The 25,415-nt window shown below is 56.3% G+C and carries 27 protein-coding genes; 24 read left to right on the top strand and 3 right to left on the bottom strand.

Annotated elements, in window-relative coordinates:
• Positions 1–94: 94 nt before the first annotated feature.
• Together NHG65_RS24080 and NHG65_RS24075 are read left to right on the top strand one after the other, a co-directional pair.
• A complete protein-coding gene (locus NHG65_RS24080; protein ID WP_499182751.1) occupies positions 95–697 on the top strand; it encodes a LysE family translocator in 603 nt (200 codons plus the stop codon).
• Between the two features lie 9 nt (positions 698–706).
• On the top strand, positions 707–1,489 hold the full coding sequence (locus tag NHG65_RS24075; RefSeq protein ID WP_499182750.1) for a PhzF family phenazine biosynthesis protein: 783 nt from the start codon (positions 707–709) through the stop codon (positions 1,487–1,489).
• Here NHG65_RS24075 and NHG65_RS24070 read toward each other — a convergent pair whose 3' ends face one another.
• A complete protein-coding gene (locus NHG65_RS24070) occupies positions 1,490–2,470 on the bottom strand; it encodes a LacI family DNA-binding transcriptional regulator (protein ID WP_499182749.1) in 981 nt (326 codons plus the stop codon).
• Positions 2,471–2,713: 243 nt separating this feature from the next.
• Between NHG65_RS24070 and NHG65_RS24065 the strand changes: the two genes are divergently transcribed.
• The 9 genes from NHG65_RS24065 to tauD all read left to right on the top strand — a co-directional run bounded on the left by NHG65_RS24065 (position 2,714) and on the right by tauD (position 11,734).
• Positions 2,714–3,631 (top strand): GNAT family N-acetyltransferase, encoded by a 918-nt coding sequence (locus NHG65_RS24065; protein ID WP_499182748.1) that lies wholly within the window; start codon positions 2,714–2,716, stop codon positions 3,629–3,631.
• 31 nt (positions 3,632–3,662) lie between these two features.
• Positions 3,663–4,922, top strand: a complete 1,260-nt coding sequence (locus NHG65_RS24060) for an MFS transporter (RefSeq protein ID WP_261418141.1) — start codon at positions 3,663–3,665, stop codon at positions 4,920–4,922.
• Positions 4,915–5,994: a Gfo/Idh/MocA family protein gene (locus NHG65_RS24055; RefSeq protein ID WP_499182747.1), complete on the top strand. Its 1,080-nt coding sequence runs from the start codon at positions 4,915–4,917 to the stop codon at positions 5,992–5,994. The genes NHG65_RS24060 and NHG65_RS24055 overlap by 8 nt, the downstream gene beginning before the upstream one ends.
• Positions 5,991–7,055, top strand: a complete 1,065-nt coding sequence (locus NHG65_RS24050; RefSeq protein ID WP_099063544.1) for a sugar phosphate isomerase/epimerase family protein — start codon at positions 5,991–5,993, stop codon at positions 7,053–7,055. Before NHG65_RS24055 ends, NHG65_RS24050 begins: the two co-directional genes overlap by 4 nt.
• A complete protein-coding gene (locus NHG65_RS24045; protein WP_499182746.1) occupies positions 7,052–8,173 on the top strand; it encodes a Gfo/Idh/MocA family protein in 1,122 nt (373 codons plus the stop codon). Before NHG65_RS24050 ends, NHG65_RS24045 begins: the two co-directional genes overlap by 4 nt.
• A 107-nt stretch (positions 8,174–8,280) precedes the next feature.
• Complete coding sequence (gene tauA, locus NHG65_RS24040) at positions 8,281–9,276, top strand: taurine ABC transporter substrate-binding protein (protein WP_112349091.1); 996 nt, start codon at positions 8,281–8,283, stop codon at positions 9,274–9,276.
• A gap of 9 nt (positions 9,277–9,285) precedes the next feature.
• Positions 9,286–10,053 carry a taurine ABC transporter ATP-binding subunit gene (tauB, locus tag NHG65_RS24035; protein ID WP_099063547.1) on the top strand — a complete coding sequence of 256 codons (768 nt, stop codon included), beginning with the start codon at positions 9,286–9,288 and terminating at the stop codon, positions 10,051–10,053.
• Positions 10,050–10,889 carry a taurine ABC transporter permease TauC gene (tauC, locus tag NHG65_RS24030; RefSeq protein ID WP_099063548.1) on the top strand — a complete coding sequence of 280 codons (840 nt, stop codon included), beginning with the start codon at positions 10,050–10,052 and terminating at the stop codon, positions 10,887–10,889. Before tauB ends, tauC begins: the two co-directional genes overlap by 4 nt.
• The gene (gene tauD, locus NHG65_RS24025; RefSeq protein ID WP_499182745.1) at positions 10,886–11,734 is read left to right on the top strand and encodes a taurine dioxygenase; all 849 of its coding nucleotides are present in this window, start codon (positions 10,886–10,888) and stop codon (positions 11,732–11,734) included. Before tauC ends, tauD begins: the two co-directional genes overlap by 4 nt.
• Before the next feature lie 15 nt (positions 11,735–11,749).
• Here tauD and NHG65_RS24020 read toward each other — a convergent pair whose 3' ends face one another.
• Complete coding sequence (locus NHG65_RS24020) at positions 11,750–13,663, bottom strand: ABC transporter ATP-binding protein (protein WP_099063550.1); 1,914 nt, start codon at positions 13,661–13,663, stop codon at positions 11,750–11,752.
• A gap of 133 nt (positions 13,664–13,796) precedes the next feature.
• Here NHG65_RS24020 and kefG point away from each other — a divergent pair, with 133 nt between their 5' ends.
• From kefG to NHG65_RS23995, 5 genes are all read left to right on the top strand, one after another.
• Complete coding sequence (kefG, locus tag NHG65_RS24015) at positions 13,797–14,348, top strand: glutathione-regulated potassium-efflux system ancillary protein KefG (protein WP_165366406.1); 552 nt, start codon at positions 13,797–13,799, stop codon at positions 14,346–14,348.
• A gap of 2 nt (positions 14,349–14,350) precedes the next feature.
• Complete coding sequence (gene kefB, locus NHG65_RS24010; RefSeq protein ID WP_129936933.1) at positions 14,351–16,159, top strand: glutathione-regulated potassium-efflux system protein KefB; 1,809 nt, start codon at positions 14,351–14,353, stop codon at positions 16,157–16,159.
• A gap of 14 nt (positions 16,160–16,173) precedes the next feature.
• A complete protein-coding gene (locus tag NHG65_RS24005; protein ID WP_012147237.1) occupies positions 16,174–16,377 on the top strand; it encodes a YheV family putative zinc ribbon protein in 204 nt (67 codons plus the stop codon).
• A 122-nt stretch (positions 16,378–16,499) separates the two neighbouring features.
• On the top strand, positions 16,500–17,102 hold the full coding sequence (gene slyD / locus NHG65_RS24000) for a peptidylprolyl isomerase (RefSeq protein WP_085119777.1): 603 nt from the start codon (positions 16,500–16,502) through the stop codon (positions 17,100–17,102).
• Between the two features lie 111 nt (positions 17,103–17,213).
• A protein-coding gene (locus NHG65_RS23995) for an IS3 family transposase (protein WP_499182531.1) occupies positions 17,214–18,427 on the top strand; the annotation gives its coding sequence in 2 pieces (ribosomal slippage) (positions 17,214–17,556 and positions 17,556–18,427; 1,215 coding nt in all).
• 39 nt (positions 18,428–18,466) lie between these two features.
• On the opposite strand, the gene NHG65_RS23990 is transcribed toward NHG65_RS23995, so the two are convergent.
• Positions 18,467–18,694 carry a SlyX family protein gene (locus NHG65_RS23990; RefSeq protein WP_099063553.1) on the bottom strand — a complete coding sequence of 76 codons (228 nt, stop codon included), beginning with the start codon at positions 18,692–18,694 and terminating at the stop codon, positions 18,467–18,469.
• Positions 18,695–19,064: 370 nt separating this feature from the next.
• Between NHG65_RS23990 and fkpA the strand changes: the two genes are divergently transcribed.
• The 8 genes from fkpA to fusA all read left to right on the top strand — a co-directional run bounded on the left by fkpA (position 19,065) and on the right by fusA (position 25,365).
• Positions 19,065–19,898: an FKBP-type peptidyl-prolyl cis-trans isomerase gene (gene fkpA / locus NHG65_RS23985; RefSeq protein ID WP_099063554.1), complete on the top strand. Its 834-nt coding sequence runs from the start codon at positions 19,065–19,067 to the stop codon at positions 19,896–19,898.
• Between the two features lie 394 nt (positions 19,899–20,292).
• Positions 20,293–21,015 carry a helix-turn-helix transcriptional regulator gene (locus NHG65_RS23980; protein ID WP_165366404.1) on the top strand — a complete coding sequence of 241 codons (723 nt, stop codon included), beginning with the start codon at positions 20,293–20,295 and terminating at the stop codon, positions 21,013–21,015.
• A complete protein-coding gene (tusD, locus tag NHG65_RS23975; RefSeq protein WP_099063556.1) occupies positions 21,015–21,404 on the top strand; it encodes a sulfurtransferase complex subunit TusD in 390 nt (129 codons plus the stop codon). Before NHG65_RS23980 ends, tusD begins: the two co-directional genes overlap by 1 nt.
• A gap of 8 nt (positions 21,405–21,412) precedes the next feature.
• Complete coding sequence (tusC, locus tag NHG65_RS23970; protein WP_261418154.1) at positions 21,413–21,772, top strand: sulfurtransferase complex subunit TusC; 360 nt, start codon at positions 21,413–21,415, stop codon at positions 21,770–21,772.
• A 9-nt stretch (positions 21,773–21,781) separates the two neighbouring features.
• On the top strand, positions 21,782–22,069 hold the full coding sequence (gene tusB, locus NHG65_RS23965) for a sulfurtransferase complex subunit TusB (protein WP_219017121.1): 288 nt from the start codon (positions 21,782–21,784) through the stop codon (positions 22,067–22,069).
• A 142-nt stretch (positions 22,070–22,211) separates the two neighbouring features.
• On the top strand, positions 22,212–22,586 hold the full coding sequence (gene rpsL / locus NHG65_RS23960; protein WP_025122329.1) for a 30S ribosomal protein S12: 375 nt from the start codon (positions 22,212–22,214) through the stop codon (positions 22,584–22,586).
• Between the two features lie 96 nt (positions 22,587–22,682).
• Positions 22,683–23,153, top strand: a complete 471-nt coding sequence (rpsG, locus tag NHG65_RS23955; protein WP_012147229.1) for a 30S ribosomal protein S7 — start codon at positions 22,683–22,685, stop codon at positions 23,151–23,153.
• Positions 23,154–23,250: 97 nt separating this feature from the next.
• Complete coding sequence (fusA, locus tag NHG65_RS23950) at positions 23,251–25,365, top strand: elongation factor G (RefSeq protein WP_085119770.1); 2,115 nt, start codon at positions 23,251–23,253, stop codon at positions 25,363–25,365.
• Positions 25,366–25,415: the final 50 nt, after the last annotated feature.

Below are 25,415 nucleotides of genomic sequence, written 5' to 3'. Positions count from 1 at the left end.
AACTATTGTGGGATGATTAGTGCGCTGTTAGCTTCACTACCCTGAGTTAACAATAATACTGCAAAAATCCCCCTGGGTGAGGAGCACCCGCCTGATGGAAGCGAGTTTATTTCTTTCGATGTTAGGTTTTCTGTGGGTTGCCGCGATCACCCCCGGCCCCAACAATATGTTATTGACCACTTCCGGCGCCAACTTTGGCTTTATGCGTTCACTGCTGCTGATGATAGGTATCATGCTCGGCATGCAAAGCATTTTGCTGCTGGTGGCCTTCGGCGTCGGCAGCCTGATTCTGGTTTATCCGGCTCTGCATCTGGTGCTGAAAATTCTCGGCAGCCTGTACCTGCTGTGGCTGGCGTGGAAAGTGGCCACCGCCGCCTATGAAAAGCTGGAAACCGACGTGGCACCGCCCAAGCCGATACGGCTGTATCAGGGCTGGCTGCTGCAATTCCTTAACCCCAAGGCCTGGCTGATGGCGCTGGGGGCGGTGGCAAGCTTTAGCCTGGCAGGCGATAAGTACAACACCTCGGTTCTGGCGATCTCGCTGGGTATTTTCGTGGTGAACATGGTTGCCGGCGTGATTTGGCTGGGATTTGGCACGGTGATTGGCCGCCTGCTGCGCAGCAAAAAGGCCTGGATCATCTTTAACGTTTCTATGGGGCTGCTTACGGCGGCCTGTGTGTTACTGATCTGGCATTAAGGAAATACGATGGCAGAAAATTACTTCCACATTGTGGCTTTCACCGGCGAAGGATTTCGTGGCAACCCGGCCGGTGTCTGCCTGCTGAAACAGTCACTGTCGACCGCCGAGATGCAGGCCATCGCCAATGAGCTGAGCCTGCCGGAAACCAGCTTTGTCTGGGACGATGGGGATATGTCGGCTATCCGCTGGTTCACGCCTCATCGCGAGGTCGATCTGTGTGGCCATGGCACGCTGGCGGCGGCGCACGTGATGTTCAGCGTGGTGAACCCGGCGCTGCAGGATATTCGTTTCCGTTCGGCGAGCGGCGATTTGTACGTTAAACGCGACGCCGAAGATGGCGAACGGCTGGTTCTGGACTTCCCATCCCGGCCGCCGCAGAAGGTTGCGGAGCCCACAGGGTTAACGGCGCTGCTGGGAGCTGAACCGCAGGAAGTGTGGCAGGCCAATGCGCTGTTAGTGGTGCTGGAAAGCGAAGCGCAGGTGCGGGCGTTACAGCCGGATATCCCGGCATTGATTGCCCTGGTCGGCCGTGCGGTGATCGTCAGTGCTCCGGGTGAAAAGGTCGATTTTGTCTCGCGCTATTTCACTCTCGACGGCGGCGAAGACCCGGTGACCGGCTCGGCACACTGCACGCTGATGCCTTACTGGACCGCACGTCTCGGTCGCCATCAACTGCACGCGTGGCAGATTTCGGCACGTGGCGGTGAGTTGTTCTGTGAGCTGAAGGGCGATCGCACCTTGATTGGTGGCTATGCGGGTACGTTTTTGCGTGGGGAATTGAGCCTGTAATCAGGCTGAGCCACGCTCTACCAGCCGCCACTCAAGCACTTCATTACGCGGCGGTTGTTGCGGATTTTTGATTTTTTCCAGCAGCAACTGCACGCTGCGCACGCCGAACTGGTGCATCGGTTGTTCGACGGTGGTCAGCGGTGGCGTGGTGACGGCACCGAATGGCACGCCGTCAAAGCCCATTACCGCGACATCTTCGGGAATGCGCAATCCCTGTTGGTGCAGGGTGCTCATCGCCCCACCGGCGATCACGTCGGAAATGGCGAATACCGCATCCGGCCGCGGCCCGGTATCCAGCAGGCGGCCCATGGCCAACGCACCGGCGGCATATTCCAGTCCCTCGACGTATTCCACCTGACAATAGTCGAACCCGGCTTCGGCCAGCGCCTGTCGATAACCTTGCTCTCGCTGCTGCGAGTAGAGATAGCGCATGTCGCTGTTGATCAAGGCAATACGTCGTCGGCCCTGTGCAGCTAAATAACGCACGCCGGCCATCGCCGCCTGATGGTTGTCGATGGTGACTGAAGAAGCGCGGAACTCGGGATCGCCTTCGCCGCATTGTACCCAGGGGAAATCGCCAATCATTGCGGTCAGGCCAGGCAGGCAACTGACGGCGTCCATGGTAATCACGCCGTCGACCACTTTACCGCTCAGCAGGCTGAGATAGGCTGACTCCCGGGTTGGATTGGATTCGGAGTTGCACAGCAAAATGTGGTAGCCGTGGCGTTCGGCTTCTTCTTCGATACCGCGTACTACCAGGGAACAAAAAGGATTGGTGATACTGGAAACCAGTACCAGCAGCATACGGCTACGCGAAGTGCGTAGCTGACGCGCCAGCAGGTTGGGTTGGTAGTCGCATGCGCGGATCGCCGCCAGTACCTTGTCGCGAGTGGCCGGTTTGACGATTTGCTGGCCGTTCAATACCCGTGAGACCGTCGCGGCAGAGACGCCGGCGAGTTTCGCCACCTTTTCGATCGACATGGTTTGCTGTTCCTTCTGCCCAATTGCCCCGCACAATATGCCCAAGCGCGGCAAAAAGTCTGCGCCTGGCCTCAGGATTGTGATGTGGGTTACAAATTCATCTTATCAGCCCCTTTCAACAGATTAATCAGGTTGCCGAAAAAAAGAAATCGATTACATTTTGCTCATGGTGGAAATGAAATCGATTACATTTTGCGATTTCGCGTTATTTCGCTGAACCCATAATCTGAAAAGAGGTGGCGGATGCAGGTGCAACTGAGAGTAGCGGAAAACGGTGATCGCCAGACGGTCGCACAACTGATTCATCTGTCGACCAATGCCTGGTATCAACGCCACGGCATGGGCGCCATCTTTTCCGCAGAGCCGACCAGCTGCGGGCTGTTTGTTGACGTCTATCACCATCTGGATCCCGGCCAACACTGGGTTGCGCACGATGAACAGGGCGTGCTGTGCGGTTCCTGCTTCTTTCACCCGCGTGAAACTCATCTCGGGCTGGGCATCATGAATGTACATCCCGACTACTTTGGCCGTGGTATCGCCGCGCAACTGTTGGGCAAGGCCGATGAGCTGGCGGGAGAGCGGCCTGTAAGGTTGCTTTCCAGCGCGATGAACCTGGATTCCTACGCCCTGTACCACCGCGCCGGTTTTACGCCCTATGCGATTTACCAGGATATGACGATCCCGGTGCCGGTAGAGGGATTTTCCTTCCCCAGTCTGACGCGTGGCAGAGTGCGCTCCGCCCAGCCAGAGGATCTGCCCGGCATCCTGCAGTTGGAACGAACGCTGTTGGGCATCGAACGTCGGCGCGATATTGACTACTTCCTCAACGACGCCAGCGGGCTATGGCGGACTGCCGTGTGGGAACTTGACGGCAGCATTGGCGGTTATCTGGCTTCGGTGGCGCATCCGGCTTCCCGCCTGTTGGGGCCGGGCTGCAGCCACAGCGAAGAGATTGCCCTGGAGTTGATCAGTTGGATGCTGGATCGCCACCATCGCGGTACCACGCCGGTGGTGCTGGTACCGGCGCAACGTTCTGCCCTCAGCCAGGTGCTGTTGCAGTGGGGCGGGCGGATTTGTGAATTGCATTTGGCGCAGGTGAAAGGCCGTGCGCTACAACCCGGCGGTGTGGTTATGCCGTCCTTCCTGCCGGAAAGCGGTTAGACAACACCACAACAAGACCAATGGGGGAATTATGCAAACTGACAGCGCGGTCCTGGGGACCAAAAGCGTCACATTCAAATGGGTGGTGCCGCGGTTGGCACTGATGATGTTTCTGCAGTTCTTTGTTTGGGGGGCGTGGTACGTCACGCTCGGCGTAGTGATGGGTAAGTTCGGCCTGGCGGCGATCATCGGCGATGCTTACTCGACCGGGCCGATCGCTTCGATTCTGTCACCGTTCGTGCTGGGCATGCTGGTCGATCGCTTCTTCGCCTCGCAGAAGGTGCTGGGGGTGCTGCATCTGATCGGTGCCGGGTTGTTGTGGCTGATGCCCGGCTTCTTCAGCAGTGGACAGAGCGGCCTGTTGTGGATCATTTTCGGTTATATGTTGTGTTATATGCCGACTATTGCCCTCAGCAACAACGTGGCGTTTTACAGCCTGAGCAACAGCGAAAAAGCCTTCCCTGTGGTGCGGGCGTTCGGCACCTTTGGCTGGATTGTCGCCGGGCTGATCGTCGGTGCCAGCGGGCTGTCAGACAGTACCGCTATTTTCACACTGGCGGCGGTGGCCTCGTTGGTGTTGGCCATTTACAGCTTCACCCTGCCACACACCCCGGCGCCGGAACGCGGCAAACCGATAAAAATGCGTGACCTGCTGTGTGCCGATGCTTTCGCCATGCTGAAGCAGCGACACTTCCTGGTATTTATCATCTGCGCGACGCTGATCTCCATCCCGCTGGCGGCCTACTATGCCTATGCCGCGCCTTTCATTGCGGCGACCGGTTTCAGCAATGTCGGTGGGGTGATGTCGTTGGGGCAGATGTCCGAACTGTTCTTTATGCTGCTGATCCCGTTTCTGTTTGTACGGCTGGGCATCAAGGTGATGCTGCTGATTGGCATGTTGGCGTGGTTCCTGCGCTACGTGATGTTTGCGCTGGGGATTACCGAAGAACTGCGCTGGATGATTTACCTCGGCATCATTCTGCACGGCATGTGCTACGACTTCTTTTTCGTGATCGGTTTTATCTACACCGACAAGGTGGCCGGTGACAAGGTCAAGGGCCAGGCCCAGAGTCTGCTGGTGTTGTTCACCTATGGTCTGGGCATGTTGATCGGTTCACAAATCAGCGGTGCACTGTTTAATCGTTTGGTGACGGCAGAAGGGGCGGCAGCGCTGCCACAGTGGCAGAGTTTCTGGTGGTATCCGGCCATCGGTGCGCTGGTGATCGCGGCACTGTTCTTCTTCACCTTCAATTACCGGGAAATCCCGCAGGGGGAGAAACGCGATGACTGACTTGCGCGTGCTGGTGGTGGGCTGCGGCAATATGGGGGCTTCACATGCTGAAGCCTATCAGGGTATGGACGGCATCGAGATTTGTGGATTGGTGGCGCGCGGTGATTCCCGACATCGGCTCAATACCCGGTTGGGGGGCGGCTACCCGGTGTTCAGTGATTTCGCCCAGGCGCTGGCGGTGACGCGTCCGGATGCGGTTTGCCTGACCACCTGGCCAGATACTCATGAGGCCTACGCGTTGGCGGCGCTGGCTGCCGGTTGCCATCTGTTCATTGAAAAACCGCTCGCCACTACCCAGGCCGGTGCGGAGCGAGTGATTGCCGCCGCGCGGGCCACCAGACGGCAACTGGTGGTCGGCTATATTCTGCGTCACCACCCGTCATGGCAGCAATTTGTCGAATTGGCCCGTGATTTGGGCAAACCGCTGGTGATGCGCATGAACCTCAATCAACAGAGTCACGGTGCGATGTGGGATGTGCACCGCAGTTTGATGCAGTCGCTGTCGCCGATTGTCGACTGTGGCGTGCATTACCTCGACGTGATGTGCCAGATGACCCAGTCGGAGCCGGTCAGCGTCAGCGCCATCGGTGCACGACTGAGTGAGGAGTTGCCGCCGGAAATGTACAACTATGGCCAGTTACAGGTGCGTTTTGCCGATGGCTCCGTTGGCTGGTACGAAGCCGGCTGGGGGCCGATGATCAGTGAAACCGCCTACTTCGTCAAAGACGTGATTGGACCGCGTGGCTCAGTCTCGATCGTCGCGCGGCAGGCGGATGCGGATTCAGATAACGTCGACGGCCACACCCGTACCGACTCGTTGCGTATCCACAGCGCGGCGTTGGATAGCACTAATCAGTTTCTCCAATCGGACCGCTGGATTGACTGTCAGGACGAACCGGGCCATTTGGCGCTGTGCCTGAGCGAGCAGCGCTATTTTCTTCAGGCGATCCAGGACGGGTTGGATCTCGGCCAGCATTGGCAGGATGCCCTGAACAGCCTGCGGGTGGTACTGGCGGCGGACGAAGCGGTGCGCAGCCGGCAAACAGTAATGTTAGGGAGGTCATCAGCATGAAAACCATTCAGGGGCCGGGGCTGTTTCTGGCCCAGTTTATCGGCCCGCAGGCGCCGTTTGATTCGCTGGACGGGTTGGCCGGTTGGGCCGCCGGGCTGGGGTTTAAAAGCCTGCAGATCCCGACCACGTCCCCCGCTATTTTTGATCTCAAGCGGGCGGCCCACAGCCAGGAGTATTGTGACGAGGTGCGCGCGTTGCTGGCGGGGCACGGCCTGACGATCTCCGAGTTATCCACCCATTTGCAGGGGCAACTGGTGGCGGTGCATCCGGCTTACGATCCGGCTTTTGACGGCTTTGCTCCGGTCCAGGTGCGCGGCAATCCTCAGGCCCGGCAGGCATGGGCAACGGAGCAATTGCTGATGGCAGCACAGGCATCGCAGCGGTTGGGATTAGCCGCACACGTGACTTTTTCCGGCGCGCTGGCCTGGCCCTATTTTTACCCCTGGCCACCGCACAATGCGCTGTTGCTGGAGGAAGCCTTCGGGCAACTGGCACAGCGTTGGCGGCCGATCCTCGATGCTTTTGACGACGTCGGTGTCGACCTTTGCTATGAACTGCACCCAGGGGAGGATCTGCATGACGGTGTGACCTTTGAGCGCTTTCTGCGGCAGGTTGGCAATCACCCGCGTTGCCATATCCTGTATGACCCTAGCCATCTGCATTTGCAGCAGATGGACTATCTTGGCTTTATTGATGTTTATCATCCGCGCATCCGGGCGTTTCACGTCAAGGATGCTGAATATCGGCCCAGTGCTCGCAGCGGCGTGTACGGCGGTTATCAGCCGTGGCTGGAAAGACCCGGACGCTTTCGTTCACTCGGCGATGGGCAGATCGACTTCCCGGCAATTTTCAGCAAGCTGGCGCAGTACGATTTTCCCGGCTGGGCCACGCTGGAGTGGGAGTGCTGTCTGAAATCGCCGGAGGCCGGTGCGCGGGAAGGGGCTGAGTTTATCGCCCGCCATATTATTCCGGTCGCTGAGAGGGCGTTTGATGATTTTGCCGCCGTCGGCGGTGAACGCAAACAGGTCAGACAGATGTTGGGTATGGGGGAGCAACCATGAGATTACGCTTGGGGATGGTCGGCGGGGGCGAAGGGGCCTTTATCGGCGCAGTGCATCGTCTGGCGGCGCGGATGGACGATGAGTTTGAGCTGGTAGCCGGGGCTTTCTCTGCTGATTGGGAAAACTGTCGCCGCACCGGCGAACGGCTACACCTCGACCCACAGCGCTGCTATCACGATTTTAACCAGATGGCGCAGGCAGAGGCGGCGCGCGAAAACGGCATCGATGTGGTGGCTATCGTCACCCCCAATTATCTGCATGCGCCGGTGGCGACCGCGTTTCTTAACGCCGGCATCGACGTCATCTGCGACAAGCCTCTGTGCAACAGCTATGCCGAGGCGTTGCAGTTGGCCGACACGGTGCAGCGTAGCGGAAAGCAGCTGATATTGACCCATAACTACAGTGCCTATCCGTTGGTGCGCGAGGCGCGTAGTCGGGTATTAGCCGGTGAATTGGGGGCGATCCGCTTTATCGAGGTGGAGTATTTGCAAGAATGGCTGGCGCAGCCGCTGGAACTGACCGACAACAAGCAGGCTGGCTGGCGTTCCCAGCCAGAAAAGGCCGGGGCCGGCTGTATTGGTGATGTGGGTACCCATGCCTGGCAGTTGGCGCACTTTGTCAGCGGCCTGTTGCCGCAGGCGATCAGCGCCGAACTCACTGCGTTTATTCCTGGGCGTCAGATAGACGATGATGTGCGGGTGCAAATGCGCTACGCCAACGGTGCCAGAGGCAGACTGTGGGCCAGTCAGGTGGCTTGCGGCCATGAGAACGGCCTGCGGTTGAGGATTTATGGTAGCGACGGCAGCCTGGAATTTTGTCAGGAGCAACCTAATCAGCTGTGGATGCGGCCCCGGGATGCGCCAGCCTATTGCATAACACGCGCCTCTTCATTCCAGTATGTGGAGAACCGTTCACTGGCACGGGTACCGGCAGGGCATCCTGAAGGCTATCTGGAAGGATTTGGTCAGATTTACCGCGAGGCGGCGGCACGATTGCGGGATGGGCCGCAGGCGGCATCCCTGTTACCGGGGATTGATACCGGGGTACAGGGCATGGCATTTATCGATGCTGCCCAACGTAGCAGTACTGCCGGTGGGCAATGGGTCGACCTGAACTAATTTATATTCCCATAAGTAATAACGCAGTTTTTTTTATTCTTTTATAGCTCGCCACCGCTCAGATAAAACTGTCAGCAACTGAACAGACTTTTATCAACGGAGCGATCATGGCGAGCAAACTGTTTTCATTACGCGGCGCTGCACTGCTGGTGTTATCACTTAGCGCGGCTAATGCCTATGCGGTAGACGTGACCGTGGCCTACCAGACGTCGGCGGAACCCGCCAAGGTGGCGCAGGCGGAAAACAGCTTCGCCAAACAATCCGGTGCCACCGTCGACTGGCGTAAATTCGACAGCGGATCCAGCGTGCTGCGTGCGTTGGCCTCCGGCGACGTGCAGATCGGTAATATTGGCTCCAGCCCACTGGCGGTGGCCGCCAGCCAAAAACTGCCAATCGAAGTGTTTCTGATCGCCTCCCAGCTCGGCAGTTCCGAAGCCCTGGTGGTGAAAAAAGAGATCAAAAGCCCGCAGGATTTGATCGGCAAACGCATCGCCGTCCCCTTTATCTCAACCACCCACTACAGCCTGCTGGCTTCTCTGAAGCATTGGGGCATCAAGCCTGAGCAGGTCAAAATTCTCAATCTGCAACCACCGGCGATTGCCGCCGCCTGGCAGCGCGGCGACATCGATGGCGCCTACGTCTGGGCGCCGGTGGTCAATGAATTGGCCAAGCAGGGTAAAGTGCTGACCGATTCCGCCCAGGTCGGGCAATGGGGCGCGCCGACGCTCGACGTTTGGGTGGTGCGCAAGGACTTTGCCGACAAACATCCTGAAGTGGTGACCGCCTTTGCTGCCAGCGCGCTGAACGCGCAAAAAGCCTATCTGGCGCAACCGGAACAATGGCTGAAGGACAAGGGCAATCTCAGCACGCTGTCCCGTCTGAGCGGCGTGCCGGAAGAACAGATACCGGTGCTGGTGAAAGGCAATACCTACTTGCCGGTGGCGGAGCAAATCACCCAGTTGGGGCAGCCGGTGGACAAGGCGATCCGTGATACTGCCGAGTTCCTGAAACAGCAGGGCAAAATTCCACAGGTCGACAGCGACTACAGTGCCTACGTCACCGATCGTTTTGTGAAACAGGTGCAGGCTGCGCCGCAGTCGTAGGGGAGCCGTATGTTAAACGTTAATCACCTTTCAGCAGAGTATCAGGGGCGCCCTGCGCTGCGGGACGTTTCGTTCCAGATTGCCGCCGGGCAACTGGTGGTGGTGCTCGGGCCTTCGGGCTGCGGCAAGACCACGCTGTTGAATTTGATCGCCGGGTTTATTGAGCCTTCAGCTGGCAGCATCACGCTTGATGGAACGACCGTTAACGGTCCCGGAGCCGAGCGGGGCGTGGTGTTCCAGCATGAAGGTTTACTGCCGTGGCGTAATGTGGTGGATAACGTCGAGTTTGGCCTGCAACTGGCCGGTATCGGCAAGCAGCAGCGCCGTCAGGTGGCAGAGCAGATGTTGCAACGTGTCGGGTTGGCCGGTTATGAACGGCACTTTATCTGGCAGCTCTCCGGCGGTATGCGTCAACGGGTGGGCATTGCCCGCGCACTGGCCGCCGACCCGCGTCTGCTGTTGCTGGATGAACCGTTCGGCGCGCTGGACGCTTTTACCCGCGAGCAAATGCAGGAACTGCTGCTGAACATTTGGCGTGATACCGGCAAGCAGGTATTGCTGATCACCCACGATATTGAAGAGGCGGTGTTCCTGGCCAGTGAACTGTTGCTGCTGTCGCCGGGGCCGGGGCAGGTGGTGGAACGCCTGACGCTTAACTTTGGCCAACGCTATGCCGACGGCGAGGCCTGCCGTTCGATTAAGTCCGATCCTGAATTTATCGCGCAGCGCGAATACGTGCTGGGCAAAGTCTTCCAACAGCGCGAGGCCTTGCTATGAGTCTGCATTCTGCCCTCAAAGAGGGGGCTCAGCCGCAGGCTGCAGCAGCGCCCCGTCGTTTTAGCGTGCCGCGTAACGTCTGGCTGAGCAGTGCCACCCTGCTGGTGGTATTGGCCATCTGGTGGAGTGTGACCGCGCTGAACCTGATCAGCCCGTTATTCTTACCGGCCCCGCAGCAGGTGTTGCATCAACTGATTACCATCGCCAGCCCGCAAGGCTTTATGGATGCCACGCTATGGCAGCATCTGGCCGCCAGCCTGGGACGCATCCTGGTGGCGCTGTTGGCCGCGGTGATTATCGGTGTGCCGGTGGGCATTGCCATGGGGTTAAACGACACGGTGCGCGGCATTCTTGATCCGTTGATTGAGATTTACCGTCCGGTGCCGCCGCTGGCCTATTTACCGTTGATGGTGATTTGGTTCGGCATCGGCGAAACCTCCAAAATACTGCTGATTTATCTGGCGATTTTCGCCCCGGTGACGCTGTCTGCCGTGGCCGGTGTGCGCAGTGTGGCGCAGGTCCGGGTGCGGGCTGCTCGTACGCTGGGCGCCAACCGCTGGCAGGTGCTGCGCTTTGTGGTGCTGCCGAGCGCCTTGCCGGAGATTTTAACCGGCATCCGCATTGGGTTGGGGGTCGGCTGGTCGACGCTGGTGGCCGCAGAACTGATTGCCGCCACTCGCGGCCTGGGATTTATGGTGCAATCCGCCGGTGAGTTTCTGGCGACCGATGTGGTGCTGGCCGGTATCGGCGTGATTGCGATTATTGCATTTGGGCTGGAGCTGGGGTTACGTGCCTTGCAGCGCCGATTGACCCCGTGGCATGGAGTACAGCAATGAACGAACGTTTAAGTATCACCCCGCTGGGGCCTTATATCGGTGCACTGGTGGAAAACGTTGAGCTGGCGCGCCCGTTGGGCGATGGCCAGTTCGAGCAGCTTTACCATGCGCTGCTGAAGCACCAGGTGCTGTTCTTGCGCAATCAGCCAATCACGCCGCTGCAACAGCGTAATTTGGCCGGTCGCTTCGGCGAGCTGCATATCCATCCGGTCTACCCGCAAGCCGCCGACGTGAAAGAGATTATCGTGCTGGATACCCATGACAATAATCCGCCGGACAACGATAACTGGCACACCGACGTGACCTTTATCGAAAACCCGCCTTTGGGGGCGATTCTGGCGGCGAAAACCCTGCCCTCCACCGGTGGCGATACGCTGTGGGCCAGTGGCATTGCGGCCTATGAAGCCTTGTCTGAGCCGTTCAGACAATTGCTGGCCGGGCTGAAGGCGGAGCATGACTTCACCAAGTCATTCCCGGAGCACAAGCATCGTGGCAGTGAAGAAGAACGTCAGCGCTGGCAGGTAGCGGTACAGAAAAACCCGCCGTTGTTGCATCCGGTGGTGCGCACGCATCCGGTCAGCGGCCGGCAGGCTCTGTTCGTCAATGAAGGTTTCACTACGCGGATTGTTGATTTGGCACCGAAGGAGAGCGACGCGCTGCTGAACTTCCTGTTCGCCCACATTACCAAGCCGGAGTTCCAGGTGCGTTGGCGCTGGCAGGAAAATGACGTTGCCATCTGGGATAACCGCGTGACGCAGCATTACGCCAACGCGGATTATCTGCCGCAGCGGCGCATTATGCACCGCGCGACCATTCTGGGGGATAAGCCTTTTTACAAGGCCTAAAAGGTGGGGTCTGAGTTACAGATCAAACTCGTTGGTGAACTGTTCCAACTGCTCTTGCGCATCCAGCCAGGTCATTTCCGTTTCTTCCAGCGCGGACTTGGCCTGGCTTTGTTGTTGCAGGCAGAGGGTCAGATCGGCCTTGCGGCTGATGTCATACAGCGAAGAGTCCGCCAGCTTCTCTTCCACCGCCGCCAGTTCGGCACTCAGCTTTTCCATCTGCTGTTCCAGTTTGGCAATCTGCTTGCGTAGCGGCTGAGTCTGGCTGCGGAACTCGGCTTCCCGACGTTTCTGATCCTTGCGCGCCTGGGCGCTGTTACCGTTGTTTTCCTTGTCCGGCGCGTCCTGCTGGTTTTCCTGGCGTTGCAGGTCGATCAGCCATTGCTGATAGTCGTCCAAATCGCCATCGAACACTTCCACCTGGCCATCGTGCACCAGATAGAGATCGTCAGTAGTGGAGCGCAACAGGTGACGGTCGTGCGAGACCACCACTAACGCGCCCTCGAAGTCGATCAGCGCTTCGGTCAGCGCCTGACGCATGTCCAGATCCAGGTGGTTGGTCGGTTCATCGAGCAGCAGCAGGTTAGGGCGTTGCCAAACGATCAGAGCCAGTACCAGCCGGGCTTTTTCGCCGCCGGAGAAACGCTCGGTGGCCTCGGTGACCTTATCGCCCTGGAAGCCAAAGCCGCCCAGGTAGTCGCGCAACTGCTGTTCCAGCACCCGGGGAGCGATGCGGCTCAAATGCTGCAGCGGGGATTCGTCGGCGCGCAAGAACTCCAGCTGATGCTGGGCGAAGTAACCCAGCTTGATGCCTTTTGCCAGACCAATCTCACCGCTCAGCGGTTCCAGTGAGCCGGCCAGCATTTTGATCAGGGTAGATTTACCGGCGCCATTACGGCCCAGCAAACCGATGCGCGAGCCGGGCACAAGGTTCAGTTTGATCGAGTTCAGGATCACCTTGTCGCCATAACCGGCGCTGACCTTTTCCATGCGCAGCAAAGGGTTCGGCAGGCTTTCCGGTTGGCGGAAGCTGAAGCTGAACGGGTTATCGACGTGGGCCGGTGCGATCAACTCCATGCGTTCAAGCATTTTGATGCGGCTTTGCGCCTGTTTGGCCTTGGTGGCCTGCGCGCGGAAGCGGTCAATGTAGCTTTGCAGGTGCGCCACTTTCTCTTGTTGGTTCTGGTACAGCGCCTGTTGCTGAGCCAGTTTGGTCGAACGCTGACGTTCGAACGAAGAGTAGTTACCGGTATATTCGTTAATGGTTTCTTGTTCGATATGCAGAATTTTATCGACGATCGGATCGAGGAAGTCGCGGTCATGCGAAATCAGCACCAGCGTGCCAGGGTAGCTCTTCAGCCAACGCTCCAGCCAGATCACCGCATCCAGGTCCAGGTGGTTGGTGGGTTCGTCGAGCAGCAGCAGGTCTGAGCGACAGACCAGCGCTTGTGCCAGGTTCAGACGCATGCGCCAGCCACCCGAGAAGGCGCGTACCGGATTGAGCAACTGTTCGTTGGAAAAGCCCAGACCGTGCAGCAGGCTGGCGGCGCGTGAACGGATAGTCCAGGCATCGAGCGCGTCCAGTTTACCGTGCAGCGTGGCGATGGCGTGACCGTCGTTTTTATCGTTCGCCACCTGCAATTCGGCTTCAAGCTGGCGGAATTCGCGGTCGCCGTCGATCACATACTCAAGCGCCGGTATATCCAGCGCCGGCGTTTCCTGGTTGACCCAGGCCAGGGCCCAGTTGCTTGGGAAGGTGTAGCTGCCGCCGTCCGCGGCCATTTCGCCCTTCAGCAATGACAGCAGCGTCGATTTGCCGCAGCCGTTTTTACCCACCAGGCCGACTTTCTGACCTGGATTAACCGTCGCAGTGGCGTTGTCCAACAGGACGCGGGTGCCGCGTCGGATTTGTAGCGAGGAAAATACAATCATAAAGTGCCGTATGTTCAGAGTATGTTAAATTGAGTGAGTTCTAAGTTAACAGGACGCAGACTGTCCTATTATTAGTCTTTGCGGAGCATGGTAACGGAAAACCGCTACCCTGACGACGCTTTGGAGGGGAATGATGTCACAGCCGCCGAAGGTCTTGCTGCTGTATGCCCATCCGGAATCCCAGGACTCGGTCGCGAATCGGGTTTTGCTTCGACCGGCACAGCAGTTGGACCATGTCACCGTGCACGATTTATACGCGCACTATCCTGATTTTTTTATTGATATTCACCACGAACAACAACTGCTGCGTGAACATCAGGTCATTGTTTTTCAACATCCTCTCTATACCTACAGTTGCCCGGCCCTGTTGAAAGAATGGCTGGATCGCGTGCTGTCGCGCGGTTTTGCCAGCGGCATGGGTGGTAATGCGCTGGCGGGAAAGTACTGGCGCTCGGTGATCACCACCGGTGAACCTGAGGGGGCCTATCGCACCGGCGGTTATAACCGCTATCCGATGGAAGATATTTTGCGTCCGTTCGAACTGACCGCGGCCATGTGCCACATGCACTGGCTGACGCCGATGCTGGTGTATTGGGCGCGCAGGCAGAAGCCGGAGGTGCTGGAAAGCCATGCCGCCGCGTATGGCGACTGGCTGCGTAATCCGCTACCACACGGAGGGAGGTAAACATGGAAGGTTCAACCTTACTGACCGCAATTTTACTGTTCCTGTTCGCCGCGGTGGTCACGGTGCCGATCGCTCGTCGCCTGGGCATTGGCGCAGTGTTGGGATATCTGATCGCCGGTATCGCCATCGGCCCCTGGGGGCTGGGCTTTATCCGTGACGTTGACGAGATCCTGCACTTTTCCGAACTGGGCGTGGTGTTCCTGATGTTTATCATCGGGCTGGAACTGAACCCGAGCAAACTGTGGGAGTTGCGGCGCTCCATCTTTGGCGTCGGTGCCGGGCAGGTGCTGATTACCGCCACGGTGCTGGGGGCGCTGCTTTATCTGACTCATTTCGCCTGGCAGGCCGCCGTAATCGGGGGCATTGGGCTGGCGATGTCGTCAACCGCCATGGCGCTGCAGCTAATGCGCGAGAAGGGCATGAACCGCAATGAGGGCGGCCAACTGGGGTTCTCGGTATTGCTGTTCCAGGATATGGCGGTGATCCCGGCGCTGGCGCTGATCCCGATCCTGGCCGGGGCCGGGGGCAGCAGTGACGACTGGGCACAAATTGCACTCAAGGTGGCGGCGTTCGGCGGCATGCTGATCGGTGGACGTTTCCTGCTGCGGCCGCTGTTCCGCTATATCGCCTCTTCCGGGGTGCGTGAAATCTTCACCGCTGCCGCTCTGCTGGTGGTGCTGGGGGCGGCGCTGTTTATGGATGCGCTTGGCCTGTCGATGGCGCTTGGGACCTTTATCGCCGGCGTGCTGCTGGCGGAAAGTGAATATCGCCATGAGCTGGAGATTTCAATCGAGCCATTCAAGGGGCTGTTGCTGGGGCTGTTCTTTATCTCGGTGGGTATGGCGTTAAATATCGGCGTACTCTATACCCATCTGGCCGAAGTGTTGATTGGCGTGGTGGCGCTGGTGGCGATCAAGTCAGGGGTGTTGTATTCACTGTCGCGTATCTTCGGCCTGCGCAGTTCGGTACGTTTGCAGTTTGCCGGCGTGCTTAGCCAGGGCGGTGAGTTTGCCTTTGTGCTGTTCTCGGCGGCGGGCACGCAGAAGGTGTTGCAGCCCGATCAACTCGCGCTGCTGTTGGTGGTGGTCACTCTGTCGATGATGACCACGCCGCTGCTGATGCAAATTATTGATCGCATCCTGGCGCGCCGTTACAACGCCCGCGATGAAGACGAAGAGACGCCGTATGTGGAGGACGATGACCCGCAGGTGATCATCGTCGGTTTCGGGCGTTTTGGTCAGGTGATCGGCCGGTTGCTGATGGCCAACAAGATGCGCATCACCGTGTTGGAGCGTGATGTCAGCGCTGTCGGTGTGCTGCGCCGCTACGGTTACAAGGTGTATTACGGCGACGCCACCGAACTGGAGCTGCTGCGTGCGGCCGGTGCGGCGAAGGCCAAGTCGATTGTGATCACCTGTAATGAACCTGAAGACACCATGGAAATCGTGCGTCTGTGCCAGCAGCATTTTCCCGACCTGAGCATTCTGGCGCGGGCTCGCGGCCGTGTGGAGGCGCACGAATTGCTGCAGGCCGGGGTCAAACAGTTCAGTCGTGAAACTTTTTCCAGCGCGCTGGAGCTGGGGCGCAAGGCGTTAACGGAGCTGGGTATGCATCCGCATCAGGCCTACCGGGCGCAGCAGCACTTCCGCCGGTTGGATATGCGTATGCTGCGTGAGCTGATGCCTCCGCATCACGGCGATGTGGCGCAGATTTCCCGCGTAAAAGAAGCGCGGCGCGAGTTGGAAGAACTTTTCCATCGAGAAATGCAAAAAGAGAGTCGCCAGTTCGACGGCTGGGATGAATACGAATAATTTGGAGCACTGAGATGTCTGCAACACGTAAAAGATTTATCGCCGGGGCGGTCTGCCCGAGCTGTAAGGCTATGGATACGCTGGCAGTTTGGCGTGAAGACCAGGTTGAAGTGGTGGAGTGCGTTAAGTGCGGCCATCATCAGCGGCAGACCGAAGAGCAGGTAGAAAAGCACGTCCGGCCGCAGGAACAGGTGATCGGTATTTTCCATCCGGAGTAGCGTTATCGAGCGCGATTTTTTATGCTGGAGGGTACAGCGGGAAAGATTTCCGATACAATCTGTCCGGTTAAGGCGCAGCCCCCATGACGGTTGCGTCCAAGTATCCAACGGTAGGAGATATCATGAAAGTAGCAAAAGACTTGGTGGTCAGCCTGGCTTATCAAGTACGTACAGAAGACGGTGTTTTGGTTGATGAGTCTCCGGTGAGTGCGCCGCTGGACTATCTGCACGGGCATGGCTCTCTGATTGCAGGTCTGGAAAAAGCTCTCGAAGGCCACGAAGCGGGCGATCGTTTTGACGTGAATGTTGGCGCTAACGATGCGTACGGCAACTACGACGAAAACCTGGTGCAGCGCGTGCCGAAAGACGTCTTTATGGGCGTTGACGAGTTGGAAGTGGGTATGCGCTTCCTGGCTGATACCGATCAGGGCCCAGTGCCGGTCGAAATCACCGAAGTGGACGGCGATCACGTAGTGGTTGACGGTAACCACATGCTGGCGGGTCAGAACCTGAACTTCAACGTGGAAGTTGTCGCGATCCGCGAAGCTACCGCTGAAGAACTGGCGCACGGCCACGTACACGGCGAGCACGATCATCACCACGACCATGAACACGGCGAAGGCTGCTGCGGCGGTCATGGCCACGATCACGATCATGACCATGCGCATGACCAGGATCAAGCCAAGAAAGGCGGTTGTGGTAACGGCGGTTGCGGCTGCCACTAATCGCAGCGCAGTAACGGCAAAAAAGGGCGGCCCTGGGGCTGCCCTTTTTTATGGTTTTGACCCGTCCTAAATAGCGTTGACACATTTTACTCACGCACAGAGGAAAATGTGATGAACCAGTATGTTAAACGCACGCAACGCGATTACTCTCTATCCTTTAAATTAGCCGTCGTCGAACAGGTCGAAAAAGGTGAAATGACCTGCCGTCAGGCCACTGACCGTTACGGTATTCAGGGAAACGCAACGGTGTTGAACTGGCTACGCAAGCACGGTCAACTCGACTGGCGTTCATCCTCCCCCACAAGAACGTGCGGAGTCACCATGCCCAAAATGCCGCTTACGCCCGAACAACGCATTAAAGAACTGGAGCAGCAACTGGCTGAATCAGAAGTCAAAGCCCAGTTTTTTGAAGCCGTTGTGAAAGTGATGAATACCGAGTTCGGAGCAACACTGACAAAAAAGCAGTTGGCCGTCTTATCACGCAAACACAAACGCCGAGACTCACAATAACGCGCGTCTGCCGGTATATGGGCATCAGTCGGCAGGCGTGGTATCAGTCATTGCAACGTGAGTGCGGGAAAGAAAGACAGGCCCGGCACATCGTTGAGCAAGTGACCGCCATTCGGTTGCACCAGCCCCGGTTGGGCACACGCAAACTGCATTACTTGTTGCGACAGCAGCCAGAGCCCGCGTTGCACGTTGGCCGGGACCGTCTGTTCCAGATACTGCGCTGTTCACGATTGCTGGTGATGCCCAAACGGGCCTATCACAAGACGACACACAGCCACCATCGTTTTTACCGTCATCCCAACTTGTTGAAGCCGGGTGCAAATCAGGTCATTGCCCATCGCCCGGAACAGGTGTGGGTAGCGGATATCACCTACCTTCCGCTGAGGACAGGCACGGCGTATCTGAGTTTGGTAACCGATGCCTGGTCGAGAAAAATCGTGGGTTATCATGTTCATGACAGCCTGCATACCCGGCATGTGGCCAACGCGTTCAAAATGGCGTTAGCCGGGAGGCGCACAACCCATGCGCTGGTTCATCACTCAGACCGGGGTATCCAGTACTGTTCGAAGGAATATCAGGAATTACATCAACGGCATGGTGTCATCTGTTCAATGACGGATGGGTATGACTGTTACCAGAATGCCCTGGCGGAACGGGTAAACGGGATATTAAAAATGGAGTATCTGCTCGGCAGCCCGGAAGATATCGGGCAAGCAAGAAAGATGGTCAGGCAGTCAGTGGAAATCTACAACACACGACGGCCACATCTGTCGCTACAATACAAAACGCCCGATGAAGTTCATCGGGCGTTATAAGGCTGAAAAGTGTCAACCTATAGCCGGACTAGTCATTTATCAATAATGTGGTGGCGGTGTTTCTTCCGACTGCGAAGCTATCATCGACGTCTGGGTCGAACGCATTTTATCGGTCAGCACGCGCAGATGTTCCTGCAATTTCAGCATTTCAAGCTGGTGCTGTACCAGGGTCTGGTTGAGATCTTCGATGGTGACTTCCTGGAAGGCCTGACGGCTCTCCAATTCTTCAAGCCGCAGTAACAGGCTTTGGTTATCGGCGTTGTGCATGGGTGCTACCTCTGACGCGGTTTAATCCTGAATCTGACGCTATGTTAACAGCTGCCGCCGGCTTTGCGCTGCGCTATTTCACCCCGTTCCATTGGGGCGATTACCGAGCGTGTTGGTGCACTGTGTAAAGTGCTGAAAAATAGAGCGCTTACCTTGGGCGGATTTGTTACCGTTGGGCGTCAGATGGTGGAAAAATCTGATTTATCATATGGGTAGCACATTAAACGAAACTTCTGTTTAAAGCTGGAGTCACACTTTGACTCGATTGGTTACCTGTGTGACTGTTTTGTTTTGTTTCGGACAGCTATAGTAGCCCGGTTATCTTACTTAATGATTGTTTGGGGCATCGCTTCAGACACTGGAGAAATGGATGAAATCTTTGTTTAAAGTCACGCTTCTGGCAACCACCATGGCTTTTGCTTTGAATGCGACCCAGGTCATGGCTGCCGATGCAGCTAAACCAGCAGAAGCGGCTAAAGCTGCCGACGCGGCACCAAGCACTGGCAAGTTCAAGAGTGACGACGAGCAAGCGGCTTACGCACTGGGTGCATCCCTGGGCCGTTACATGGACAACTCGCTGAAAGAGCAAGAAAAACTGGGTATTAAACTGGACAAAGACCAGTTGATCTCAGGCGTTCAGGACGCTTTCGCCAACAAGAGCAAGCTGAACGACGCAGATATCGAAAAAACCCTGCAGAGCTTTGAAGCGCGCGTGAAGGCTTCTGCTCAGGCGAAGATGGAGCAGGACGCGAAAGATAACGAAGCGAAAGGCACCAAGTACCGTGACACCTTCGCTAAAGAGAAAGGCGTGAAGAAAACCGAGTCTGGCCTGCTGTATCAGGTAGAGAAGCCAGGTACCGGTGCTGCGCCTAAAGACAGCGATACCGTTGTGGTGAACTACAAGGGCACCCTGACCGACGGTACCGAGTTTGATAACTCGTACACCCGTGGCGAGCCACTGTCATTCCGTCTGGACGGCGTGATCCCAGGCTGGACTGAAGGCCTGAAACACATTAAGAAAGGCGGCAAAATCAAGCTGGTTATCCCACCGGCGCTGGCCTACGGTAAAACTGGCGTCCCGGGTATCCCGGCTAACTCCACTCTGGTGTTCGACGTTGAGCTGCTGGATGTGAAAGCCGCGCCGAAAGCAGACGCCAAGGCTGAGAAACCGGCTGACGCAGCGGCTGATGCCAAAGCACAGTAAGTTTGCCTGAGTCCCCACACCGCCGCGAACATTCTTCGCGGCGGTGTTCATTTCAGCCTGCCGAATCGGGCGTAACTTTCACTTCCTCCTCCACTGATTGCTTGACGCCTGCCGGGCATCGGGCTTAACGTCAATACCACGCGCAAACGCAAGGACTTTACTCTGGCTGTTTTGCTAGACTAATTATCCGGACTTATAAGTCATGCGCCTGCCCCTTAGGGCGTGTACCTAAAACTGTTCCTGGCCGTCAAGGTCGGCGGACGCATGTCGTGCTGTTTCATACTGATATCAGCCAGCTCGCACACCCTGAGCAATCCCAGGGAGTGAAGAAGCCCGCACGAGCAGTTTTAGCTGCGCCCCCTGGCACAGGCGATCTTTGAGGGTGGTATTTTCGATGTCTAATTCGCTTTTATCCAGCGAAGCCAGCGAACTTGATTTGCTGAACGAACGTCCGTTTACCCAAACGGATCATGAAATTCTGAAGTCTTACGAAGCCGTGGTTGATGGCCTGGCGATGTTGATCGGTGGGCACTGTGAGATTGTGCTGCACGCACTGGAAGATTTGAAATGCTCGGCGGTACGTATTGCCAACGGGGAGCATACCGGGCGGCAAATCGGTTCGCCGATCACCGACCTGGCGCTGCGCATGTTGCATGACATGGCCGGCAATGACAGCAGTGTATCGCAAGCCTATTTTACCCGCGCCAAGAGCGGTGTGCTGATGAAGTCGGTGACTATCGCCATTCGCAACCACGATCAGCGGGTGATCGGCCTGCTGTGTATTAACATGAACCTCGACGTGCCTTTCTCTCAGGTGATGCAGACCTTTATGCCGCCGGAAACTCAGGAAGTGGCTCCTTCGGTTAACTTTGCGTCTTCCGTTGACGACTTGGTGGCTCAAACGCTGGAGTTCACCATTGAGGAAGTTAATGCCGATCGTAACGTCTCCAACAATGCCAAAAATCGTCAGGTGGTGCTGAACCTCTACGAGAAAGGCATTTTTGACATCAAGGATGCGATTAACCAGGTGGCGGATCGCCTGAATATCTCCAAGCACACCGTGTATCTGTACATCCGCCAGTTCAAAAGCGGCGATTTGGTGGGAACTGACCGCTGATGCTGAATTACTGCCTTTTGGTCACCGGGCCGGCGTATGGTACCCAGCAGGCCAGCAGTGCCTACCAGTTTGCTCAGGCTTTGCTGGCGAAAGGGCACCGCCTCTCCAGCGTATTTTTTTACCGTGAAGGGGTGTTTAACGCCAACCAACTGACGGCGCCCGCCGGTGATGAGTTCGATTTGGTCCGCGGCTGGGTGCAGTTGGCACAGCAACACCGTGTTGAGCTCAATGTCTGCGTGGCGGCTGCGTTGCGACGTGGGGTGACCGATGAACAGGAAGCGGCTCAGCAGGGGCTGGCTGCGGCAAACCTGCAGCCGGGTTTTATCCTCAGCGGGTTAGGTTCACTGGCAGAGGCTGCGCTGAGCAGTGACCGCCTGGTACAGTTCTAAGAGAATTTATGAAACGAGTCGCTTTTGTTTTTACCCAGGCTCCGCACGGCAGTAGCGGCGGCAGGGAAGGGTTGGATGCGTTACTGGCCACTTCGGCGCTGAGCGACGATCTGGGCGTGTTTTTTATCGGTGATGGCGTGTTGCAGCTATTGCCGGGGCAGCAACCGGAAAAAATTCTGGCTCGCAATTACATTGCCACCTTTGGCGTATTGCCGTTGTATGACGTTGAGCAGTGTTATCTGTGTCAGGCATCCTTGCAGGAGCGCGGTCTGAGTCAGGTGACCGACTGGGTGCTGGACGCCGAGGTATTGGCACCGGATGCGCTGCGTCAACAGTTAGCCGGCTATGATGCGGTGATGACTTTTTAGGAAATCCTGATGCTGTATACCCTTGGCCGTTCCCCCACTCAATGCGATTTACCTGCGTTGCTGCGCCTGGCGGCAGCGGGCGATGACCTGCTGTTGTTACAGGATGGCGTGCTGGCCGGCCTGGCCGGGAGTACGCATCTTGAATTGCTGCTCAACGCCCCCATATCCCTTTATGCACTGCAGGATGACCTGGAGGCCAGAGGCCTGGTTGGTCATTTTTCGCACAAGATCACTGTCATCGGCTATAATCACTTCGTTGAATTAACCGAAAAACACCGCAGCCAAATGTCTTGGTGATGAGAGTATTGTTGTATATTTCTTGACACATCTACTACTCAGCCCTAAAATTCTGCGTCCCGTACTTTGCCAGTAGTGCATACGGGGGGATTTATCACATGTTTACGAAGCAACAAGCGAAGCAAAAACCAGGAGCTTTTTAATGGCAACAATTAATCAGCTGGTACGCAAACCACGCTCTGTGAAGGCTGCTAAAAGCAACGTTCCAGCGCTGGAAGCCTGCCCGCAGAAACGTGGCGTATGTACTCGCGTATATACCACCACTCCTAAGAAACCAAACTCCGCACTGCGTAAAGTATGCCGTGTGCGTTTGACTAACGGTTTTGAAGTTACCTCCTACATCGGCGGTGAAGGTCATAACCTGCAGGAACACTCCGTGATCCTGATCCGTGGCGGTCGTGTAAAAGACTTGCCAGGTGTGCGTTACCACACCGTCCGTGGTGCACTTGACTGCTCCGGTGTTAAAGACCGTAAGCAATCTCGTTCCAAGTACGGCGTGAAGAAGCCAAAGGCTTAATGGTTCTCCGTTAAGTAAGGCCAAACATTTTCACTTTAATGTCAAAATAAACTCGTAGAGTTTTGGACAATCCTGAATTAACAACGGAGTATTTCCATGCCACGTCGTCGCGTGATCGGCCAACGTAAAATCCTTCCAGATCCTAAGTTCGGATCCGAACTGTTGGCCAAATTTGTAAACATCCTGATGGTAGACGGTAAAAAATCTACTGCAGAAGCAATCGTCTATACCGCGCTGGAGACCCTGGCTCAGCGTTCTGGTAAAGATCACCTGGAAGCTTTCGAAGTCGCTCTCGACAACGTTCGCCCGACTGTAGAAGTTAAGTCGCGCCGCGTTGGTGGTTCTACTTATCAGGTACCAGTTGAAGTCCGCCCGGTCCGTCGTAATGCTCTGGCAATGCGTTGGATCGTTGATGCTGCTCGTAAACGCGGTGATAAATCCATGGCTCTGCGCTTGGCGAACGAACTTTCTGATGCAGTTGAGAACAAAGGTTCTGCTGTTAAGAAACGTGAAGACGTTCACCGTATGGCAGAAGCCAACAAGGCGTTCGCCCACTACCGCTGGTAATTGCCACGCAGTAGTTATGCTAACCAAGCGGGCGCTTCAAGAAGCCAACCCGCTTGGGTTAACCGAACTTGAACGCCTAAGGCAATAGAGGAATCAAATGGCTCGTAAAACACCCATTGAGCGCTATCGTAACATCGGTATCAGCGCTCACATCGACGCCGGTAAAACGACCACTACCGAACGTGTTTTGTTCTACACCGGTGTAAACCACAAAATCGGTGAAGTGCATGACGGCGCAGCTACCATGGACTGGATGGAGCAGGAGCAGGAACGTGGTATTACCATCACGTCCGCTGCGACTACCTGTTTCTGGTCTGGTATGGCTAAGCAGTTCGAACCACACCACATTAACATCATCGACACCCCAGGACACGTTGACTTCACCATCGAAGTAGAACGTTCCATGCGTGTTCTTGATGGCGCGGTAATGGTTTACTGTGCTGTTGGTGGCGTTCAGCCACAGTCTGAAACCGTATGGCGTCAGGCTAACAAATACAAAGTTCCACGCATCGCGTTCGTTAACAAAATGGACCGCATGGGTGCTAACTTCCTGAAAGTTGTTGGTCAGATTGAACAACGTCTGGGCGCAACTCCGGTTCCTCTGCAGCTGGCTATTGGCGCGGAAGAGAAATTCACCGGTGTTGTTGACCTGGTGAAAATGAAAGCCATCAACTGGAACGAAGCCGATCAGGGCGTGACCTTCGAATACGAAGAGATCCCGGCTGATATGCAAGAACTGGCTGAAGAATGGCATCAGAAACTGGTTGAGGCCGCTGCTGAAGGCTCTGATGAGCTGATGGAGAAATTCTTTGGTGGCGAAGAGCTGACCGAAGAAGAAATCAAAACTTCTCTGCGTAAGCGCGTTCTGAACAATGAAATTATCCTGGTTACCTGTGGCTCTGCGTTTAAAAACAAAGGCGTACAGGCAATGCTGGATGCTGTTGTTGAGTATCTGCCAGCACCAACCGACGTTGAAGCTATCAACGGTATGTTGGATGACGGTAAAGACACTCCAGCAGTTCGTCATTCTTCTGACACCGAGCCGTTCTCTGCTCTGGCGTTCAAAATCGCTACTGACCCATTCGTGGGTAACCTGACGTTCTTCCGTGTTTACTCCGGTCTCGTCAACTCAGGTGACACTGTATTTAACCCAGTGAAATCTCAGCGTGAACGTCTGGGCCGTATCGTTCAGATGCATGCTAACAAGCGTGAAGAGATCAAAGAAGTTCGCGCAGGCGACATCGCTGCTGCTATCGGTCTGAAAGACGTGACTACCGGTGACACTCTGTGTGATCCGAACAACGTGATCATTCTGGAGCGCATGGAGTTCCCTGAGCCGGTAATCTCCGTAGCCGTTGAACCAAAAACCAAAGCTGACCAGGAAAAAATGGGTCTGGCTCTGGGCCGTCTGGCGAAGGAAGATCCATCATTCCGCGTATGGACTGACGAAGAATCAGGTCAGACTATCATCGCAGGTATGGGTGAACTTCACCTGGACATCCTGGTTGACCGTATGCGTCGTGAATTCAACGTTGAAGCTAACGTGGGCAAACCTCAGGTTGCTTACCGTGAAGCGATTCGTTCGAAAGTTACCGATATCGAAGGTAAACACGCCAAGCAGTCTGGTGGTCGTGGTCAGTATGGTCATGTTGTAATCGACATGTACCCACTGGAACCGGGCGTTAATCCGAAAGGCTACGAGTTCGTCAATGACATTAAAGGTGGTGTGATCCCAACGGAATACATCTCTGCCATTGATAAAGGCCTCCAGGAACAGCTGAAGTCTGGTCCACTGGCGGGTTACCCGGTTGTTGATCTCGGTGTGCGTCTGCATTTCGGTTCTTACCATGATGTTGACTCCTCCGAATTGGCGTTTAAACTGGCCGCTTCTATCGCCTTTAAAGATGGCTTTAAGAAAGCGAAACCTGTTTTGCTTGAGCCAATCATGAAGGTTGAAGTTGAAACGCCGGAAGAGAACACTGGTGACGTCATCGGTGACCTTAGCCGTCGTCGTGGTCAACTGAAAGGTCAGGAATCCAACGCTACTGGCGTTCAGATTCACGCTGAAGTTCCGTTGTCCGAGATGTTCGGCTACGCAACTCAACTGCGTTCTCTGACCAAAGGCCGTGCTTCTTACTCCATGGAGTTCCTGAAGTACGATGATGCGCCGAACAACGTCGCTCAGGCCGTTATTGAAGCCCGTGGTAAATAAGCTTTCGGGTTTAACACATTGATCAGTGCTCTCTCCATGAGGGGAGAGCA

The organism is Serratia myotis (assembly GCF_027474885.1).
GTDB lineage: Bacteria > Pseudomonadota > Gammaproteobacteria > Enterobacterales > Enterobacteriaceae > Serratia > Serratia proteamaculans.
Note: the sequence above shows the minus strand (reverse complement) of the source record. Positions and strands in the feature narration are given on the sequence as shown.

Bases quoted from the DNA above. Each gene is read 5' to 3' on its own strand.
- tusD (WP_099063556.1), top strand. From the start codon at position 21,015: ATGCTGAATTACTGCCTTTTGGTCACCGGGCCGGCGTATGGTACCCAG.
- NHG65_RS24045 (WP_499182746.1), top strand. From the start codon at position 7,052: ATGAGATTACGCTTGGGGATGGTCGGCGGGGGCGAAGGGGCCTTTATC.
- NHG65_RS24005 (WP_012147237.1), top strand. From the start codon at position 16,174: ATGTCTGCAACACGTAAAAGATTTATCGCCGGGGCGGTCTGCCCGAGC.
- fkpA (WP_099063554.1), top strand. From the start codon at position 19,065: ATGAAATCTTTGTTTAAAGTCACGCTTCTGGCAACCACCATGGCTTTT.
- NHG65_RS24055 (WP_499182747.1), top strand. From the start codon at position 4,915: ATGACTGACTTGCGCGTGCTGGTGGTGGGCTGCGGCAATATGGGGGCT.
- rpsL (WP_025122329.1), top strand. From the start codon at position 22,212: ATGGCAACAATTAATCAGCTGGTACGCAAACCACGCTCTGTGAAGGCT.
- NHG65_RS24075 (WP_499182750.1), top strand. From the start codon at position 707: ATGGCAGAAAATTACTTCCACATTGTGGCTTTCACCGGCGAAGGATTT.
- NHG65_RS23980 (WP_165366404.1), top strand. From the start codon at position 20,293: ATGTCTAATTCGCTTTTATCCAGCGAAGCCAGCGAACTTGATTTGCTG.
- tauA (WP_112349091.1), top strand. From the start codon at position 8,281: ATGGCGAGCAAACTGTTTTCATTACGCGGCGCTGCACTGCTGGTGTTA.
- tusC (WP_261418154.1), top strand. From the start codon at position 21,413: ATGAAACGAGTCGCTTTTGTTTTTACCCAGGCTCCGCACGGCAGTAGC.
- fusA (WP_085119770.1), top strand. From the start codon at position 23,251: ATGGCTCGTAAAACACCCATTGAGCGCTATCGTAACATCGGTATCAGC.
- kefB (WP_129936933.1), top strand. From the start codon at position 14,351: ATGGAAGGTTCAACCTTACTGACCGCAATTTTACTGTTCCTGTTCGCC.
- tauC (WP_099063548.1), top strand. From the start codon at position 10,050: ATGAGTCTGCATTCTGCCCTCAAAGAGGGGGCTCAGCCGCAGGCTGCA.
- tusB (WP_219017121.1), top strand. From the start codon at position 21,782: ATGCTGTATACCCTTGGCCGTTCCCCCACTCAATGCGATTTACCTGCG.
- NHG65_RS24060 (WP_261418141.1), top strand. From the start codon at position 3,663: ATGCAAACTGACAGCGCGGTCCTGGGGACCAAAAGCGTCACATTCAAA.
- tauD (WP_499182745.1), top strand. From the start codon at position 10,886: ATGAACGAACGTTTAAGTATCACCCCGCTGGGGCCTTATATCGGTGCA.
- NHG65_RS24050 (WP_099063544.1), top strand. From the start codon at position 5,991: ATGAAAACCATTCAGGGGCCGGGGCTGTTTCTGGCCCAGTTTATCGGC.
- NHG65_RS24020 (WP_099063550.1), bottom strand. From the start codon at position 13,663: ATGATTGTATTTTCCTCGCTACAAATCCGACGCGGCACCCGCGTCCTG.
- tauB (WP_099063547.1), top strand. From the start codon at position 9,286: ATGTTAAACGTTAATCACCTTTCAGCAGAGTATCAGGGGCGCCCTGCG.
- NHG65_RS24080 (WP_499182751.1), top strand. From the start codon at position 95: ATGGAAGCGAGTTTATTTCTTTCGATGTTAGGTTTTCTGTGGGTTGCC.
- NHG65_RS24065 (WP_499182748.1), top strand. From the start codon at position 2,714: ATGCAGGTGCAACTGAGAGTAGCGGAAAACGGTGATCGCCAGACGGTC.
- rpsG (WP_012147229.1), top strand. From the start codon at position 22,683: ATGCCACGTCGTCGCGTGATCGGCCAACGTAAAATCCTTCCAGATCCT.
- NHG65_RS24070 (WP_499182749.1), bottom strand. From the start codon at position 2,470: ATGTCGATCGAAAAGGTGGCGAAACTCGCCGGCGTCTCTGCCGCGACG.
- NHG65_RS23990 (WP_099063553.1), bottom strand. From the start codon at position 18,694: ATGCACAACGCCGATAACCAAAGCCTGTTACTGCGGCTTGAAGAATTG.
- slyD (WP_085119777.1), top strand. From the start codon at position 16,500: ATGAAAGTAGCAAAAGACTTGGTGGTCAGCCTGGCTTATCAAGTACGT.
- kefG (WP_165366406.1), top strand. From the start codon at position 13,797: ATGTCACAGCCGCCGAAGGTCTTGCTGCTGTATGCCCATCCGGAATCC.